This window comes from Sphingomonas zeicaulis (genome assembly GCF_050433225.1).
Taxonomy (GTDB): Bacteria; Pseudomonadota; Alphaproteobacteria; order Sphingomonadales; family Sphingomonadaceae; genus Sphingomonas_D; species Sphingomonas_D zeicaulis.
The window spans coordinates 57,858-74,990 of record NZ_JBNPXQ010000009.1 but is presented as its reverse complement, the minus strand read 5'-3'; the positions used below and the strand labels follow the sequence as shown (position 1 = coordinate 74,990).

Genomic DNA, 17,133 nt, shown 5'->3' with positions numbered 1-17,133 from the left:
GCTTTCTGGATCCAAAATATGACGCTCGCGCTGCTCGGCTTCGCTACGGTCCTCACCTTCATCACCTTGATCATGACCCGCCGGCTGTCGGCGGTGGTCGCGCTCGTTTCCATCCCGATCCTCTTCGGCCTGATCGCCGGCGCAGGCACCGGGCTCGGCGAAATGATGCTCAAGGGCGTGGCGGACGTCACGCCGGTCGCGGTGATGCTCTCCTTCGCCGTGCTCTATTTCGCGGTGATGATGGATGCCGGGCTGTTCGATCCGCTCGTCCGCCGCACCGTCAGGATGGTCGGCAATGATCCGATGCGCGTCTCGATCGGCACCGCCGCGCTGGCCTCGCTGGTGTCGGTGGATGGCGATGGCACCACCACCGCGCTGATCGTGATCTCGACGATGCTGCCGATCTACCATGCGATCCGCATGAACCCGATGATCCTCGCCACCTTGCTGGCGCTGACCAACGCGGTGATGAACTTCGTGCCGTGGGGCGGCCCCAGCGCGCGCGCCGCCGCCGCGCTGAAGGTGGATCTGGTCCACGACATCTTCGTGCCGATGCTGCCCGCGATGATCCTCACATTGATCGGCATCTTCGTGCTCGCCTGGCATCTCGGCCGCATGGAGCGCCGCCGGCTGGGCTGGTCGCCCTCCGCCGCGCCGGTCGCGGCCGGTGACGTCGAGGATCCGGCGCGGCCGGAGCGGCGGCCGCGGCTGATCTGGTTCAACCTCGCGCTGACGATCGCGCTGATGGTGTCGATGATGACCGGCGTCGCGCCGCCGCCCGCGCTGATGATGATCGCCTTCGCGATCGCGCTGACCGTCAACTATCCGTCGCTCAAGGAACAGCGCGCGCGGCTGGAGCAGCACGCGTTCAACGTGGTGATGGTGGTGGCGCTGATGTTCGCCGCCGGTTCCTTCACCGGCATCGTCGCGGGCACGGGCATGCTCGATGCGATGGCGGCCTCGCTGCTGCACGTCGTGCCGCCGGCGCTGGGCCCCTATCTCGCCTCGCTCACCGCGCTGCTGAGCATGCCGATGACCTTCCTGATGTCCAACGACGCCTATTATTTCGGCATCGTGCCGGTGGTGGCGCAAACCGCCGCCTCGTTCGGCATCCCGCCCGAGGTGATCGCCCGCGCATCCCTGGTCGGGCAACCGGTGCACTCGTTCAGCCCGCTCCTCGCCGCGGTCTATCTGGCGTCGGGACTGCTCGGGCTTGAGGTCGGCGACGTGCAACGCTTCGCGCTGCGCTACGCGGTGCTGACGTCGCTGTTCCTGCTGGCGATGCTGCTGGTCACCGGCGCACTGCCGCTCAGGGTGTGAGGTGCGGAATTCGGGGCATGTGCCAAATAGCCCTCTCCCGCACTTCGCGGGAGAGGGTTGGGTGAGGGCGCGAGCGAAGCGAGCGTTCTTCGGCACCGAGCGATCCGCAGATGCGGAGCTTAAGAACAGGAAGAAGCCTCGCTGCGCTCGCGCCCTCACCCAACCCTCTCCCACGAAGTGCGGGAGAGGGCTTTACACCCGGCTCCGAATGAAATGCGGCAACGCCAAAGCCTCCGAAGAGGACGGGCTATAACCAGGAGAGAAGCCAGATGCGTCTGCCCGATGACACCGCGCCTTCTCCCGCCGGCGCCACCGTCACGCCGCCCACGCCCCGCGCAGATTTCGACGCCTGGTGGACGCTCGCCGTCGTCACCGCGCTCTATGTCATCGGCTATCTCGATCGCTTCATCGTCACCCTCGTCGTACCGGATGTGCAGGCCGACCTCGGGCTGTCCGACACCCGCATCGGCCTGATCCTCGGCCCCGCCTTCGCGATCGCCTATGCGCTGTTCAGCCTCCCCTCCGGCTGGGCGGCGGATCGCTATTCGCGGCGGATGGTGATCCTGTTCGGCGCCGCGCTCGCCGGCATCGCCACCGCTTTCTCGGGCATGGCGACCTCCTTCGCGATGCTGCTCGCGTTGCGCATCCTCGTCGGCGTCGGCGAATCCTCGCTGGTGCCGGCGGCGCTGTCGCTGGTCACCCAGAAATTCCCGCGCGATCGGCTGACCACCGCGATCTCGATCTTCTCGATGGGGCCGAAGGTGGGCATCGCCGTCGCACTGGCGCTGGGCGGGGTGATCGTCTCGCTCGCCGGCGTGCTGGCGGCGGACGTGCCGGCGTTTCGCGGCGTCGATGCGTGGCGGCTGGTGTTCATCCTCACCGGCGTGCCGTCGCTGCTGATCGGCTTTCTGTGCCTGACATTCCGCGAGCCGGCACTCGCCGCACCGCGCAGTGGCGCGTCGCCGGCGCAGGCCGGCGCGCTGCGCTTCATCGCCGCGCAATGGCGGCTGTTCGTGCCGATGCTGGTCGGCATCGGCGCGATGATGGTCTGTGGCCAGAGCCTCGTCGCCTGGGTACCCTCGCACCTCCATCGCGCCTTCGCGTGGGAACCGATCGGCTATGGGCCGCTGCTCGGGCTGGTCAGCGCGATCGGTGCCGGGTCGCTGGTGATCAAGGGCATGATCATGGACCGGCTGTTCGCGCGCGGCATCGGCGACATCCATCTGCGCTTCTACACATGGCTGTTGATCGCGACCTATCCGGCCGGCGTCGTCACCTTCCTCGCGACCGGCCGGGCGCTGTTCTTCCTCTGCTATGCGCTGATCTCGATCATCGCGATTCCGTGCCTGGCCTATGCCTCGGTGACGATCCAGATGGTGACGCCGGCGGCGATGCGCGGTCGCGTGCTCGCCATCCTCTCGGTGCCGCTCGCCATCATCGGCGGCTTCGGGCCGCCGCTGGTCGGCCGGCTGACCGACGGGCTGTTCGCCGATCCGGCGAAGCTGGGCTGGTCGCTGGCGCTGGTCGTCGGTGTCTCGGTGCCGATCGCGATCGTCGCGCTGCGCCTCGCACTGCCGGGGCTGCGCCGCGCGATCGACGAAAACCGTTCGGCTACCGCTTCGTGATCCGCTGCCACAGCGCCTCGGCCGCGGGGGACTGGCGGGCCTTGGGCCGCCATAGGCGGATCTCGATCGGCACGTCGCGCTCTTCCGGTGCCGCCCGCACCAGCGCGCCCGAGGCGAGATCCTCCTCGACGAGCCCCAATGCTGTCCAGGCGACGCCGCGGCCATCCTTGGCCATCGCGGTCAGCACGCTGGCGAGGTGGGATGTGAACACCGGCTGCGGCGGCGGCTCGCGCCCTTCCGCCGCCCACGCCGCGGCGAGGATCCGGCCCATGCCCGATTCCGCGGTGAAGCAGAGCTGCGGCGCATGCTCGATGTCGCCGCGCGCGGCGAGGCCGGGGGCGATCACCGGCAGCAGCACGTCGGTGCCCAGCGGCACTGATCGGAAGTCCGAACCCAGCTTGGTCGGGGCGGCCTCATGATGGTGGCACAGCAGGAATTGCGCGCGGCCTTCCACCATCAGCCGCTCGCACCCCATCATATTGTCGGCAACCAGCTCGATCCGCGCATTGTTCGCCTGATCGGCTTCAAGCCGGCGCAGCCAGGCGGGGAAGAAGGTCAGCGAGAGCACATGGGTGGAAGCGAAGCGCAAAGTCTCCGAACTCGATTTGGCGATGGCGCGGGTTTCCTCGCGGCCGAGCTGCAGCCGGCGCAAGGTTTCCTCCGCGACCAGCCTGAACCGCTCGCCCGCCGGGGTCAGCCGGATCGTGTGGGTGCTGCGATCGACCAGGGTCGCGCCCACCCAATCCTCAAGCGTGCGGATCCGGCGGCTGAAGCTGGGCTGGCTGACGTTGCGCTGGTCGGCCGCGCGCGAAAAGCCGCCGCTGTCGATCAGGGTGAGGAAATCCTCGAGCCATTCTGAATCCATTCCTCTGCTTGGGCGCAATGTGCTGGTTTTGCAAGCATCGGGCCGCGCGACCAGGCAGTGCCACGATGCGAATAGAATGATACGAACAGTGAATTGGATGCAAAAATTGCGGGCTGCTAGGCCGCCCGAAGAAGCAGGAACAGGCAGAGGATGAGGCGGATATGAAAGGGCAGTTCGACCCGGTGTCGCTGGAGATCCACTGGAGCCGGCTGGTGGCGGTCGCCGATGAGGCCGCGACCACGCTGCTGCGCACGGCCTTTTCGCCGATCATCCGGGAATCCAATGATTTCGCCACCTGCCTGATGAACGCGCGCGGCGAAACCGTGGCCGAATGCAGCGGCGGCATTCCCGCCTTCGCCGGGCTGCTCGGCCGCGCCTGTCGCGCGATCCTCCAGCGCATTCCGGCGGACGCGTGGCAGGATGGCGACTGCGTGTTCACCAACCATCCGTGGATCGGCACCGGCCATCTGCCGGATATCGCGGTGATCGCGCCGATCTTCCACCGCGGCGCGCTGGTTGGCTTTTCGGGCTCGGTCGCGCACACCACCGACATCGGCGGCAGCATGAGCCCCGAAAATTGCGAGCTGTATGAGGAAGGCGTCTGCATCCCGCCGCTCCACCTCTATCGCGCCGGCGTGCGCAGCGAGGCGATGCTTGAGCTGTTCCTCGCCAATGTCCGTCAGCCCGATCTCGTGCTTGGCGATCTCGAGGCGCAGGTCACCGCCAACCGCGTCTGCCAGGAGCGCGCCGTCGCCTTCCTCGACGATAGCGGGCTCGCCGATCTCGTCGATCTCTCCGCGACGATCCAGGCGATGTCCGAGCGCGCGATGCGCGACGCGATCGCTGAGGTGCCCGATGGCGTCTATCGCTCGGCGGTCGATCTCGACGGGTTCGAGAATGAACCGGTCCATGTCGAATGCGCGGTCACCGTTACGGGAGACGGTATGGCGGTGGATTATGCAGGCAGCTCCCCGCAGCTCGCCCGGCCGATCAACTGCACGCTGAACTACACGCAGGCCTATTCGATCTACCCGATCAAATGCATGCTCGATCCGCACACGCGGCGCAACGAAGGCTCCTATCGGCCGATCGCGATCACCGCGCCCGAAGGCTCGATCCTCAGCGCCAAATTTCCCGCCGCCGTCGCGGCGCGGCATCTCTCCGGCCATGTCCTGTCATGCGCGATCTATCAGGCGATGGCCGAAGCGCTGCCGGGCAAGGTGCTGGCGGACAGCGGCGGCGCGCCGGCGATGCGCGCGCAGATCGGCGGGGTCGACGATCGCGGCGATCGCTATTCGGTGCTGCTGTTCGCAAGCGCCGGCATGGGTGCCTCGGCGCAGGGGGATGGGCTGTCGACCACCGCCTTCCCGACCAATTCTGGCGCGGGCAGCATCGAGGTGCTCGAAGCGGTCTCGCCGCTGCTGTTCCGGTCCAAAAGCTTTCGCGCGGATTCGGGCGGGGCGGGGCGGCATCGTGGCGGCCTCGGCCAGACCGTCGAGATCGAGAATCTCGCGCGCACGCCGGCACGCTTCATCATCGTCGGCGATCGTGAGCGCAACCCGGCGCAGGGGCTGCTCGGCGGCGCGCCCGGCGCCCCCGCCGCGGCCCGGATGGAGGACGGCCCGGCGCTTCGCCTCAAGGCGCGCGGCGCGCTGCCGCCGGGGTCGGCGCTTCGCCTCGATTTTGCCGGCGGGGGCGGCTTCGGCGATCCGGCCGGGCGGGATCCCGCCGCCATCGCGCAGGATGTCGCGCAGGGGCTGGTCAGCGAGGCTGCTGCGACGCGCGACTATCCGCACCGCGCGCTGGAGGAGGCATGATCATGGTCCGCACGGCGCGCATCGGTGTCGATATCGGCGGCACCTTCACCGACTTCGTGCTTCATGACGAGGCGCGGGGCATCATGCGGACGGGCAAGCGCCTGACCACGCCCGACAATCCCGGCCGCGCGATCGTCGAGGGCATCGTCCGCCTGCTCGACGAGACCGGCACCACCGCCGGCCAGATCCACAGCATCGTTCACGGCACGACCCTGATCACCAACACGGTGCTCGAACGCACCGGCGCCAAGGTGGGGCTGATCGCGACCGAGGGCTTCATCGACACGCTCGAGATGGGCCGCGAGACCCGCTACGATGTCGATGATCTGTTCCAGCGGCCCGCGCCCGTCATCGTGCCGCGCGATCTGCGGCGCAGCGTCGCCGGGCGCATCCTCGCCAATGGCGATCAGCACAGCCCGCTGGACGAGGCGGGGCTGCTCGCGGCGGCGGGCGACCTCGTCGATGCGGGGATCGAGGCGCTCGCGATCGCCTTCATGAACGCCTATCGCAACCCGGCGCATGAGCAGCGCGCCGGCGCGCTGGTCAAGGCGCGTTTCCCAGATCTGCTCGTCACGCTTTCCTCGGCGGTGGCGCCCGAACTGCGCGAATATGAGCGGACCAACACCGCCTGCGTGAACGCCTATGTCCAGCCGCGCGTCCATTATTATCTCGACCGGCTGGTCGACGATCTCGCCGCGCTCGGCTTTGCTGGAGACCTGTCGATCATGTTGTCGAGCGGTGGGCTGACGACGATCGAGGAGGCCAAGGCGTTTCCCGTGCGCCTCATCGAATCCGGCCCGGCGGCAGGCGCGATGGCCGCCGCCTTCATCGCCCGCCAGATCGGCGAGGATCATCTGATCTCGTTCGACATGGGCGGCACCACCGCCAAGATGTGCCTGATCGAGAATGCCCAGCCGCATGTGAAGCATGATTTCGAGGCGGGGCGACTCCATCGATTCAAATCGGGCTCGGGTTTGCCGCTCAAGGTGACCGTGGTCGACATGATCGAAATCAGCGGCGGTGGCGGATCGATCGCGGCGACCGACGCGCTGGGATTGCTCAAGGTCGGCCCGCGCAGCGCCAGTTCGGTGCCGGGGCCGATCGCCTATGGCCGTGGCGGCACCGAGCCGACGGTGACCGATGCCGATCTGCTGCTCGGTTGCCTCGATCCCGATTATTTCCTCGGCGGGGAGATGGCGCTCGATCTCGATGGGGTGCGCGCGGCGCTCGGCGCGCGGCTCGGCACGGCGCTCGGCATCGATGGCGCGGCGGCGGCCGGCGGCGTGCGCACCATCGTCAACGAAAGCATGGCGGCGGCAACGCGGATGCATCTCGCCGAAAAGGGCAAGGATCCGCGCGCCTATGCGATGCTCGCCTTTGGCGGCGCCGGGCCGGTCCATGCCTATGGCCTCGCCAAATTGCTGAAGGTCGGCCGGCTGATCGTGCCGATGGGGGCTGGGGTGATCTCGGCGTTTGGCTTCCTCGTCGCGGCACCGTCGCATGACAGCGCGCGCGGCTATTTCGCGCGGCTGGACCGGATCGACTGGGATCAGGTCAACACGCTGTTCGCCGGGATGGAGGCCGACGCCCGCGCGCGGCTGGCGGGAGCAGGCGACGCCGATGCGATCCGCTACGTCTGGACGGCGGACATGCGCTATCACGGCCAGGGCTTCGAGATCGGCGTGCCGATCCCGCGCGGACCTCTCGGCGCCGCCGATGCGGATGCGGTGCGCGCGGCGTTCGATCGCAGCTATGCCCAGCTTTTCGGCCGGACGGTGGGCAATGTGCCGGTGGAGGCCGTCAACTGGCGGCTCCACGCCTCGCTCCCCGCGCAGCAGATCAGCCTTGCGCACGCGCCGGTCGATGCGCCTGCCGAGCGGCCCTCGCGCAGCGTCGACTTCCCCGGCTTCGGCCGCGTCGAAACGCGCGTGTTCGATCGCTATGCGCTGGCTCCGGGCACGGTGATCCAGGGCCCGGCGATCTTCGAGGAACGCGAGTCCAGCTTCAATGTCGGGCCCGACGCGACGGTGACCGTCGACCCCTTCGGCAATCTCGTCGCCGAGATCGCCTACCCCGAGGCCGCGCCCATCGCGCGCGCCGATGCCGGAGCCGTGCATGCCCTCTGAGAACCGCCGCGTCGTCGTCACCCAGCGCTTCTTCGACGAAGCCACGATCGACTATCTGCAGCAGGCCGGCTGCGAGGTCGTCCAGGCCGAGCTGCCGGTGGGGCAGGCAGACGGCAATCTCTCCCACGCCGAACTGGTCGATCGGCTGCAAGGCGCAGCGGGCTGGATCGTCGGCCATGCCCGCGTCACCCGCGAACTGATGGCCGACCTGCCGGACCTGCAGATCATCTCGCGCCGCGGCGTCGGCTATGAGCGGATCGACCTCGCCGCCGCGGCCGATCTCGGCAAGGTCGTCTGCATCGCGGTGGGCGGCAATCATGAATCGGTCGCCGATCATACGATCGCGCTGATGCTCGCGGTCGGCCATCGTTTCCGCGAGACGCAGGCCAATATGATCGACGGCAACTGGTCGATCCTGCTGGGCAATGATCTCTATCGCAAGACGGTGGGGGTGATCGGCCTCGGCCGCATCGGCCGCAGCGTCGTGCGGCGCCTGCAGGGCTTCGAGCCCGAGATCCTCGCGCTCGCCGGGAGCGCCCCGGATGCCGATTTCGCGACGCAATTCACTGTCACGTTTGTCACCTTCGAGGAATTGCTGGCGCGCAGCGACTATATCACTCTGCATGCGCCGCTGACTCCGGCGACCCGCCTGCTGATCGACAAGCAGGCGCTGTCGCGGATGAAATCCTCCGCCTATCTGATCAACACCGCGCGCGGCGGGCTGGTCGATGATGAGGCGCTGCTGGAGGCGCTGTGGGCGGGCGAGATCGCGGGGGCCGGGCTCGATGTCTATCTGAGCGAGTCCGATCCCGCGCTGAAGCCGATCACCCAGTCGCTGGTCGAACTGCCCAACGTCATCGCCACGCCGCACTCCGGCGCCTCCTCGCAGGAAGGCATCGCCCGGACCAACATGGTCGCCGCGCGCTCCGTGGTGGCGGTGCTCGATGGCGGCGCACCGCCCGAGGAATGCCTGCTGGTCGACGGGCGGTGAGGATGCGGGGGCGATCGATCCGCGCCGTGGGGAAACAGCGTCGGTCGCGTCCGGCCGGGGGGCGGTCATGCGCGGCGCGGGCATGACCGCGGCCCGGGCGCTGCTCCGCGCGATGTTCGACGCTGCGGTGGCGAGCGCCAGCGCCGATCGCTGCGTGCCGCCCAACCTGCCGCCGGCCCCCAAAGGGCGCACCGTCGTGGTCGGCGCCGGCAAGGCGGCGGCGGCGATGGCGCGCGCGGTCGAAACGCATTGGGCGGAGCCGCTCGAAGGCGTCGTGGTGACGCGCTACGGCCACGCCGTTCCGTGCGCGCGCATCCGCGTGCTGGAAGCGGGCCATCCCGTGCCCGACGCGGCCGGTGTCGCGGCGGCGCAGGCCCTGCTCGCTGCGGTCGCGGGGCTCGGCGCCGACGATCTCGTCCTGTGCCTGATCTCCGGCGGCGGATCGGCGCTGCTGCCCGCGATGCCGCCCGGCGTCTCGCTGGAGGATGAGCGCGCGCTCACCCGGGCGCTGCTCCGCTCGGGCGCGACGATCGCGGAGATCAACGCGGTGCGCAGGCAGGTCTCGCTGATCAAGGGCGGGCGGTTGGCGGCGGCGGCGGCACCGGCGCGCGTCGAGACCTTGATCATTTCCGACGTGCCGGGTGACGATCCGGCGCTGGTCGCATCCGGGCCGACGATCGCCGATGCCGCCGGTTCCGAAACCGCCCGCGCGGTCATCGCGCGCCATGGCATCACCCCTTCGGTCTCGATTGAGACATGGCTTCGGGGCGATAAGGGGGCGTTAGCGGTGTCTTTGGGGGGCGTTAGGGTGGTGGCAACAGCGCAGATGGCGCTCGAAGCCGCCGCTTCGGTGGCGCGCGCGGCGGGCTATGCGCCGCTGATCCTCGGCGATGCGATCGAAGGAGAGGCGGCGGTGGTCGGCACCGTCCATGCCGGGATCGTCCGGCAGGTGCTGGCGCACGGCCAGCCGGCGGCGGCGCCCTGCGTGCTGCTGTCGGGCGGAGAGACCAGCGTCACCGTCCGCGGCGGCGGGCGTGGCGGGCGCAACGTCGAATTCCTGCTCGGGCTGCTCGATGCGCTGGGCGACTGCCCCGGCGTGACGGCGCTCGCCGCCGATACCGACGGGATCGACGGCACCGAGGACAATGCCGGCGCGTTGATCGACGAGACCTCGTTCGCGCGGGCCAGTGCGCTGGGCCTCTCGCCCCGCGACCATCTCGCGCGCAACGACGGCTACAGCCTGTTCGACCGGCTCGGTGACCTGCTGATGACCGGGCCGACATTGACCAATGTGAACGATTTCCGGGCGATCCTGATCGATCCGCCCGGCCAGGGGGATGGAGCGTGACGAAGATGATGGGGGACAATGCCCACCGGATCGCGGTGATCGCCGGAGACGGCATCGGCAAGGAAGTCGTGCCCGAGGGGCTGCGCGTGCTGGAAGCGGTGGCCGCGCGATGCGGGTGCAATTTCCGCTTCGATCATTTCGATTTCGCGAGCTGCGACTATTATCTCGAACATGGCACGATGATGCCCGCCGACTGGAAGGCGCAGATCGGCGGCCATGACGCGATCTTCTTCGGCGCGGTCGGCTGGCCGGCGACGGTGCCCGACCATGTCTCGCTATGGGGATCGCTGATCCAGTTCCGCCGCGAGTTCGATCAATATGTGAACCTGCGCCCGGTGAAGCTGATGCCCGGCGTCCCGAGCCCGCTCGCCAACCGCAAGCCCGGCGACATCGACTTCTATGTCGTGCGAGAGAACACCGAGGGCGAATATTCCTCGATCGGCGGCCGCATCTTTCCCGACACCGATCGCGAAGTGGTCGTGCAGGAAACGGTGATGACGCGTATCGGCGTCGACCGGATCCTGAAATATGCCTTCGACCTCGCCCAGCGTCGTGAAAAGAAACACCTGACATCGGCGACGAAATCCAACGGCATATCGATAACCATGCCCTATTGGGATGAACGGGTTGAAGCAATGTCGGCGATTTATCCTGAGGTGCGATGCGATAAATATCACATAGATATTCTGGCGGCGCACTTTGTGCAGCATCCTGACTGGTTCGATGTTGTCGTCGCCTCGAATCTGTTCGGGGATATCTTGTCGGATCTCGGCCCGGCCTGCACCGGCACGATCGGCATCGCGCCCGCCGGCAACATCAACCCGGAACGGCGCTTCCCCTCGCTGTTCGAGCCCGTCCACGGCTCGGCGCCGGACATCGCCGGTCAGGGCATCGCCAACCCGATCGGCCAGATCTGGTCCGCCTCGCTGATGCTCGACCATCTCGGCGAGCCCAAGGCGGCGGCGATGGTGCTCGACGCGATCGAGGCCGTGCTCGCCCGCCCCGACTATCGCACCCGCGACCTTGGCGGCACGGCGAGCACGGAGGATTGCGGCAAGGCGGTGGTCGATGCGCTCATGGCGGGGTGAGGGCGTGACGCGCCTCTGGCGCTCCCGCCCCACCACCTGGGCGATCCTTCTTCTCATCTCCCTCGCGCTCACCAACGCCCTGCGCCTCGCCCATCTGCCCGCCGCGCTGATGCTCGGCCCGATGGTGGCGGCGATCTGGGTGGCGGACATGCGGCCCGGACTGAAGCTGCCGCGCTGGCTCACCGCGCTCGCGCAGGCCATCCTCGGCTGCCTGATCGCACGGTCGATGACGCCGCCGGTGCTGCTCGAACTGGTGCCGCACTGGCCGGCGCTGCTCGGCATGAACCTGCTGCTCACGATGCTGATCATGCTGCTCGGCTTCGTCGCCGCGCGGTTGCGCTGGCTGCCGGGCACCTCGGCGATCTGGGGCATGTCGCCCGGCGGCGCCTCGGCGATGGTGCTGCTGTCCGAAGCCTATGGCGGTGACAAGCGGCTGGTGGCGCTGATGCAATATCTGCGCGTCGTCGCCGCGGCGCTGGTGGTGGTGCTGATCGGCATCCTGCTCGGCCAGCCCCATGCCGGCGGCGCGACGATCGTGCCGGGTGGGCCCGCCACGCCATGGCTGACGCTGGGGCCGCCCCCCGCCGTCCTCGGCACCGCGGCGCTGGCCGGCATCGCGACGCTCGCCGCACTGTTGCTCAAGCGCCAGACGCTGGTGATCTTCGTCTCGGTGTTCGGCGGCATCGCCCTGCAGATGGCGGGATGGTTGCGGCTAGAAGTGCCGCCGCTCAGCGTCGCGGCCGCCTTCACGATCATCGGCTGGCACATCGGCCTCAGCTTCACCCGCGCCGCGCTGCTCGAAAGCGCGCGGCTGCTGCCCCGCATCGCGCTCAGCATCCTCGCCATCCTCGCGCTCAGCGCCGCGCTCGCGCTGCTCTTCGCCAGGATCATGCGCATCGACTTCCTCACTGCCTATCTGGCGCTCAACCCCGGCGGCACCGACGCGGTGCTGGTCGTGGCGGAGAGCGTTGCGGTCGATCTGCCGCTGATCATGGCGATGCAAATCTCCCGCATCATCCTCGTCGTGCTGCTCGCGCCACTGTTCGGCCGCTGGGCAGCGGCGTGGCACATGACTGCGGCGGGCAGGCGTGACGATCGGCAGGATCGGGAGGCGGAGGCGCTGGCCGAGGATGCCGATACGATCGGATAGATCCTGCTTGTCAGTCGAGGATTTGCAACTCGATGTTCCGGAACTCGACCGGGTGGCCCTCACCCTGCAGCGCGATGTACCCGCGCTTCAGCTGCAGCGTCCCGCCGGCCGCCGCGACCAGCGGCTTCGCATCCTTGTCTTCAGGATCCAGTTCGGCACCGGAATAGCGCAGCACGGCCTTGCCATCGATGAAATGCGTGACCTCGCCCGAGGGCAGTACCTCCAGCTCCGCCTTGGTCCAGCGCCCTGCTGGCAGCAGCGGGGATTTTGAGAGAATGCAATGCCTGGGATCGCGCTTGCCCTCGAACAGCACTGTCGTCCCGGGCGTGCAGAGATTGGCCGTAGGTTCTTCGGTCGGGCGCGGCGTGGCGAGCAACTGCATCTCGAGACTCACCGGAAAATCCTGGTCGCGGCGGATCGTTGCGGGGGCCTGCGAATGGAACATCAACCCCGAATTGGTCGCCTGCCACTGCTTGATGCCCGGCAGCGATTCACCGAACAATCGATATTCGAACCTTATGCGAAAGGCGCCAAGGGGCCTTTTCCAGAAGAGATGGCCGAACTCACCGGTGAACTTCCGGTAATTGGTGTGCGACACGCGGATCGCGCCGTCCTGGACGACGAACATGTGAAGCGGGTCTTCACCCAGCGGACGGCCGGTGATCTTGGGCGTCCAGCCGTCGAGCGTCTTCCCGTCAAAGATCGGCTGCCATTTCGGTTCGGACGGCGGGGCCGCGCCCAGCAGCAATGCCGCACATATGAGAAAAGGCATTTTCATCCGGCGCTCATCCTGTTTTCCGATCCCCCATATGCGCTTGTGCTTGCTCTCGCGGCATTGGTCCAGCGGTTCCGGCCGGAGCATGCGGGGAGACGATGATCGATCTCACCCACTACGTCGCGCGCAGCGCTTGACCACGATCGGGCGCCACTCCCATGCTGGATGGATATGTGCCGGCAGGGAGAATGGTGATGAAGTCTATGGTCCATCTGGTTGCGCCGGCGCTGCTTGCCGCCTCCCTGCTCGGCGCGGCGCCGGCGTTCGCCCAGGCGCAGCCCCAGCCGGTCGTGGCCACGGGCGTGTCCGCCGAGCGGATCGCGCGGGTCGGCCAGCTTCTGCAGGATTATGTCGATCAGGGCCGCATCGCCGGGGCGGTGGTGCAGATTCAGCAGGATGGGCAACCCGTCTATGCGAAGGCGGTCGGTTGGCGCGACAAGGAGGCTCGGGATCCGATGCGGCAGGATAGCATCTTTCGCATCGCCTCGCAGACCAAGGCGCTGACCAGCGTGGCAGCAATGATGCTGATGGAGGAAGGCAGGTTGCTGCTCAATGATCCGGTCGGCAAATATCTGCCGGAATGGACGAATACCAGCGTTGCCGTGGCCCGCTCCGACGGTAGCGGCTACGACGTGGTTCCGGCGAAGCGGCCGATCACCATCCGCGATCTGCTAACCCACAGCGCGGGCATCTCCTATGGCGCGGGGCCGGCGGAAAAGGCGTGGCGGGACGCCGGCATCCACGGCTGGTATTTCGCCGATCGTACGGAGCCCGTTTCGGCGGTCGTCGCGCGTATGGCGAAGCTGCCGATGGCCGCGCAGCCGGGCGAGAAGTTCGTCTACGGCTTCAACACCGATATTCTCGGTGTTGTGGTCGAGAAGATCAGCGGCAAGACGCTTGCGGCCTTCCTCGATGAGCGGTTGATCCGACCGCTGGGTATGAAGGATACCGCCTTCTACGCCCCCCGTGACAAGGCCGGGCGGCTGGCGGTCGTCTATTCGGCCGATGCCGGCGGGGTGAAACGAGCGCCGACACCAGGGGAGCGGCGCGGCAGCGGCGGTCATGTCGGCCAGGGCAATTACGTTGAGGGCCCGCGCACGGCGTTTTCGGGCGGCGCCGGCCTGCTGTCGACCGCGGCAGACTATGGCCGTTTCCTCGAAATGCTTCGCCGCGGCGGCGAACTGGATGGGCGGCGCTATCTCAGCCGCAAGTCGGTGGAACTGATGACGAGCAACCATCTGGGCGATATAGATTATGCGCCCGGCATGGGCTTCGGCCTCGGCTTCAGCATCCGCGCCGATGTCGGCAAGGCGGGCGAGCCGGGCTCCGCTGGCGAATTCGGCTGGGGCGGCGCGTATCACAGCACCTATTGGATCGATCCGAAGGAGAGGTTGACCGTCGTCTACATGGCGCAGCTCGTTCCTGCGGAAGGCGTGGATGATCATGGCAAGCTGCGGGCGCTGATCTATCAGGCGCTTGAGTAAAGAAGCCGGTCATGACGTCGCCGCGCCGATCCATCCTTGAGCGCCTCTTGTTTCCTTCGGCAGCGTTCAGCACGGAAGGGCTGGCTCGCAGCGTTGCCGGCAAGCGCGTCGTGATCACCGGCGCAAGCTTCGGCATCGGTCGCGCCGTCGCGCTGCGCCTCGGCGCCGCCGGTGCGGATATGATCCTGATTGCCCGATCGCAGGACGCGCTTGGAGCGCTTGTTGCCGAGATCGAGGCGGCGGGGGGGGGCGCCACCGCGATCGCCGCGGATTTGATCGACGCTGCGGTGGTCGAGGCATTGGCGGGCGACCTTGCAACCCGCGGGATCGACATCCTGATCAGCAACGCCGGCAAGTCTATCCGCCGATCCTTGTTCGATTCGCTCGATCGTTTCCACGACGTGACCCGTACGATCGCGGTGAATTATCTTGGACCGGTGCGGCTCATCCTCGCACTTGTTCCGGCACTGCGGGGGCGGGGCGGGCATATCCTCAGCATCTCTGCGGCGAATGTGCTGCTGCACCCGCCCCTCGCTGGGGCGCGTATCAGGCGTCGAAAAACGCTGCGGACCAGTGGCTGCGGCCCGGGAAGCCGGACAAGCGTTCGCCGCGTGCAACATTGGCCGCTGCGGATTGAGGCGGCGCGGGCGGGGCAGAAATCTCGAAAGATGGCGACCGTCGCAAATCGCGCGTGCCGCTCATCGAGGATGCTTACGCAACGGGGTCTAGGCCGGGGTGGTCGCCGCGCCGCGGATGCCGTCGCTAGGCGGCGCCTACCCCTCTGACGGCGCTCCGGCATCAACCGGGCGCGATGCCCGAGACGTGCGGGGCGTTTCCGAAATGCTCAATCAGCAACTCTGTCAGCACCCGAACCTTGCGGGCGGGGTGCTGACCCGGGGGGCGGACAACGAAAATGCCGAATTCTGGCGGCGGATAGTCCGTCAGAACCGGCACCAACGCTCCGGATGCGAGATGCTCGGCGATCACGCCATCGGGCAGCATGGCGATGCCGAGCCCTGCGATGACCGCTGCTGCGATAGCGACGCCGTTATCCGCCTTGAACCGGCCTTGCGGATTGATCGTGACCGGCTTGTCGCCATCGGTGAAATACCAGGATTCCGTGCCCTGGAGGATGGCTTCATGGTCGAGAAGCTCCTCGGGCGTTTCGGGCGATCCGTGCGTCGCAATATAGTGTGGGCTGGCGACCAGTGTCGCGAAGATCGGTCCGACCCGGCGTGCGAGTAGCTTGGATGGTGGCAGACGGCCGACCCGGATCGCACAATCGAACCCTTCCTCGACCAGATTGACGAAGCGGTCGCTGTGGCAGGTGTGGACATGCAGCGCGGGGTGGCGAAGCGCCAGATCGGCAAATGCCGCCGCGAAATGCGTCGGGCCGAAGGTGAGGGGGGCCGCGATCCGCAGACGGCCGCGAAGTTCGCCGGAGGGCAGGATCGTCTCCCGCGCGATGTCGATGTCGGCGACCGCTTTCGCCGCATATTCGCGGAAGGTCGCGCCCGCTTCCGTCAGCGAGGCTCCGCGTGTGCTCCGCGCGAGCAGCTGAACGCCAAGGTCCGCCTCCAGCCGGATCAGCCGCCGGCTGACGATCGCCTTGGCGATGCCCAGCCGGCGCGCCGCGGCGGTAACGCCGCCGGCATCGGCAACCTCCACAAAGGTTCGCAACTCCAGAATATCCATTCCGCGTTCCCAAATCTGTGACACGAAGTGCCTTCAGTCGACACTAGCGTGCCAGAAATAGCGATGGCAGTAATCGTCAAGGCGGCGCTGATTTTCGCCCGCCGATCGAGAAAAGCACCATCAACGACTACTGAGGAAAATCATGAGCTTTCGTAATGGCCTCGACTCGCTTCTTCGTCCCGAGGACTCGGTGCTCGTTCTGATCGATCACCAGCCCTTTCAGCTCGCGAACCTCAACAGCCATATTCCACATGATATCGTGAGCAATACGGCGGCTCTGACCAAGACCGCCAAGGCCTATGGCGTCCCGACGATCATCACCAGCGTCATCGCCGACCGGGGCGGTCTGGTGTTTCCACAGATCACCAATGTCTTCCCCGACCAGGAGGTCATCGATCGCACGACCCTCAACACTTGGGAGGATCCGAAGGTCGTCGATGCCGTCAAGGCAACGGGACGCAAGCAGTTGATCATTGCCGGACTCTATACCGAGATCTGCGTCGCGATGCCGGTGATCCACGCCCTGGGTGATGGGTGGGACGTGACCGTCGTCACCGATGCATGCGGCGGGGTTTCCGTCGAATCCCATGCGGTGGCCATCCAGCGCATGATTTCCGCCGGTGCCAATGTGATGACGTGGCTCGCTGTCGCCTCCGAATGGTATCGCGACCACGCGCGCACCGAGCATGCCGCCGAATTCGTCGAGGTGCTCCAGCAGCATGCGGCGGGCAGCGGCATCGCGTTCCTGTGGGAACAGCAGTTGCTCAACACCGATGTGAAGTCGCTGGAAAGCGCAGGCTTCTGATTGCAAGAGGCGGCGGAACCGACACGATGGTTTCGCCGCCATCG

General features: G+C 67.4%; 14 protein-coding genes. 11 read left to right on the top strand and 3 right to left on the bottom strand.

Features of this window, described 5'->3' with window-relative positions:
- Positions 1–18: 18 nt before the first annotated feature.
- Together FHS96_RS23960 and FHS96_RS23955 are read left to right on the top strand one after the other, a co-directional pair.
- Positions 19–1,320, top strand: coding sequence for a CitMHS family transporter (locus FHS96_RS23960; RefSeq protein ID WP_429597958.1), 1,302 nt, complete (start codon positions 19–21; stop codon positions 1,318–1,320).
- 269 nt (positions 1,321–1,589) lie between these two features.
- A complete protein-coding gene (locus FHS96_RS23955; RefSeq protein WP_429597956.1) occupies positions 1,590–2,945 on the top strand; it encodes an MFS transporter in 1,356 nt (451 codons plus the stop codon).
- Here FHS96_RS23955 and FHS96_RS23950 read toward each other — a convergent pair.
- Positions 2,932–3,810: a LysR family transcriptional regulator gene (locus FHS96_RS23950; protein ID WP_429597954.1), complete on the bottom strand. Its 879-nt coding sequence runs from the start codon at positions 3,808–3,810 to the stop codon at positions 2,932–2,934. The two genes, FHS96_RS23955 and FHS96_RS23950, sit on opposite strands and share 14 nt — an antisense overlap.
- Positions 3,811–3,971: 161 nt before the next feature.
- On the opposite strand from FHS96_RS23950, the gene FHS96_RS23945 reads away from it, so the two are divergent.
- From FHS96_RS23945 to FHS96_RS23920, 6 genes are all read left to right on the top strand, one after another.
- Positions 3,972–5,627, top strand: coding sequence for a hydantoinase B/oxoprolinase family protein (locus FHS96_RS23945; RefSeq protein WP_429597952.1), 1,656 nt, complete (start codon positions 3,972–3,974; stop codon positions 5,625–5,627).
- Positions 5,624–7,753, top strand: coding sequence for a hydantoinase/oxoprolinase family protein (locus FHS96_RS23940; RefSeq protein WP_429597950.1), 2,130 nt, complete (start codon positions 5,624–5,626; stop codon positions 7,751–7,753). Before FHS96_RS23945 ends, FHS96_RS23940 begins: the two co-directional genes overlap by 4 nt.
- A complete protein-coding gene (locus FHS96_RS23935; RefSeq protein ID WP_429597948.1) occupies positions 7,743–8,744 on the top strand; it encodes a phosphoglycerate dehydrogenase in 1,002 nt (333 codons plus the stop codon). Before FHS96_RS23940 ends, FHS96_RS23935 begins: the two co-directional genes overlap by 11 nt.
- A gap of 82 nt (positions 8,745–8,826) precedes the next feature.
- Entirely contained in the window at positions 8,827–10,092 is a 1,266-nt protein-coding gene (locus FHS96_RS23930) for a glycerate kinase type-2 family protein (RefSeq protein ID WP_429597946.1), read from the top strand.
- A gap of 5 nt (positions 10,093–10,097) precedes the next feature.
- Positions 10,098–11,180: a tartrate dehydrogenase gene (locus FHS96_RS23925; RefSeq protein ID WP_429598385.1), complete on the top strand. Its 1,083-nt coding sequence runs from the start codon at positions 10,098–10,100 to the stop codon at positions 11,178–11,180.
- Positions 11,161–12,330 (top strand): AbrB family transcriptional regulator, encoded by a 1,170-nt coding sequence (locus tag FHS96_RS23920; RefSeq protein WP_429597944.1) that lies wholly within the window; start codon positions 11,161–11,163, stop codon positions 12,328–12,330. Before FHS96_RS23925 ends, FHS96_RS23920 begins: the two co-directional genes overlap by 20 nt.
- Positions 12,331–12,340: 10 nt before the next feature.
- Here the strand turns inward: FHS96_RS23920 and FHS96_RS23915 are convergent, their stop codons facing one another.
- The gene (locus FHS96_RS23915) at positions 12,341–13,192 is read right to left on the bottom strand and encodes a 3-keto-disaccharide hydrolase (protein WP_429597942.1); all 852 of its coding nucleotides are present in this window, start codon (positions 13,190–13,192) and stop codon (positions 12,341–12,343) included.
- Between the two features lie 107 nt (positions 13,193–13,299).
- On the opposite strand from FHS96_RS23915, the gene FHS96_RS23910 reads away from it, so the two are divergent.
- Positions 13,300–14,589, top strand: coding sequence for a serine hydrolase domain-containing protein (locus FHS96_RS23910; RefSeq protein ID WP_429597940.1), 1,290 nt, complete (start codon positions 13,300–13,302; stop codon positions 14,587–14,589).
- Between the two features lie 11 nt (positions 14,590–14,600).
- Complete coding sequence (locus FHS96_RS23905) at positions 14,601–15,374, top strand: SDR family NAD(P)-dependent oxidoreductase (RefSeq protein WP_429597938.1); 774 nt, start codon at positions 14,601–14,603, stop codon at positions 15,372–15,374.
- Positions 15,375–15,387: 13 nt separating this feature from the next.
- Here FHS96_RS23905 and FHS96_RS23900 read toward each other — a convergent pair whose 3' ends face one another.
- Entirely contained in the window at positions 15,388–16,269 is an 882-nt protein-coding gene (locus tag FHS96_RS23900; protein WP_429597936.1) for a LysR family transcriptional regulator, read from the bottom strand.
- Positions 16,270–16,426: 157 nt separating this feature from the next.
- Between FHS96_RS23900 and FHS96_RS23895 the strand changes: the two genes are divergently transcribed.
- Positions 16,427–17,089, top strand: coding sequence for a hydrolase (locus FHS96_RS23895; protein ID WP_429597934.1), 663 nt, complete (start codon positions 16,427–16,429; stop codon positions 17,087–17,089).
- The last annotated feature ends 44 nt before the right edge of the window (positions 17,090–17,133 follow it).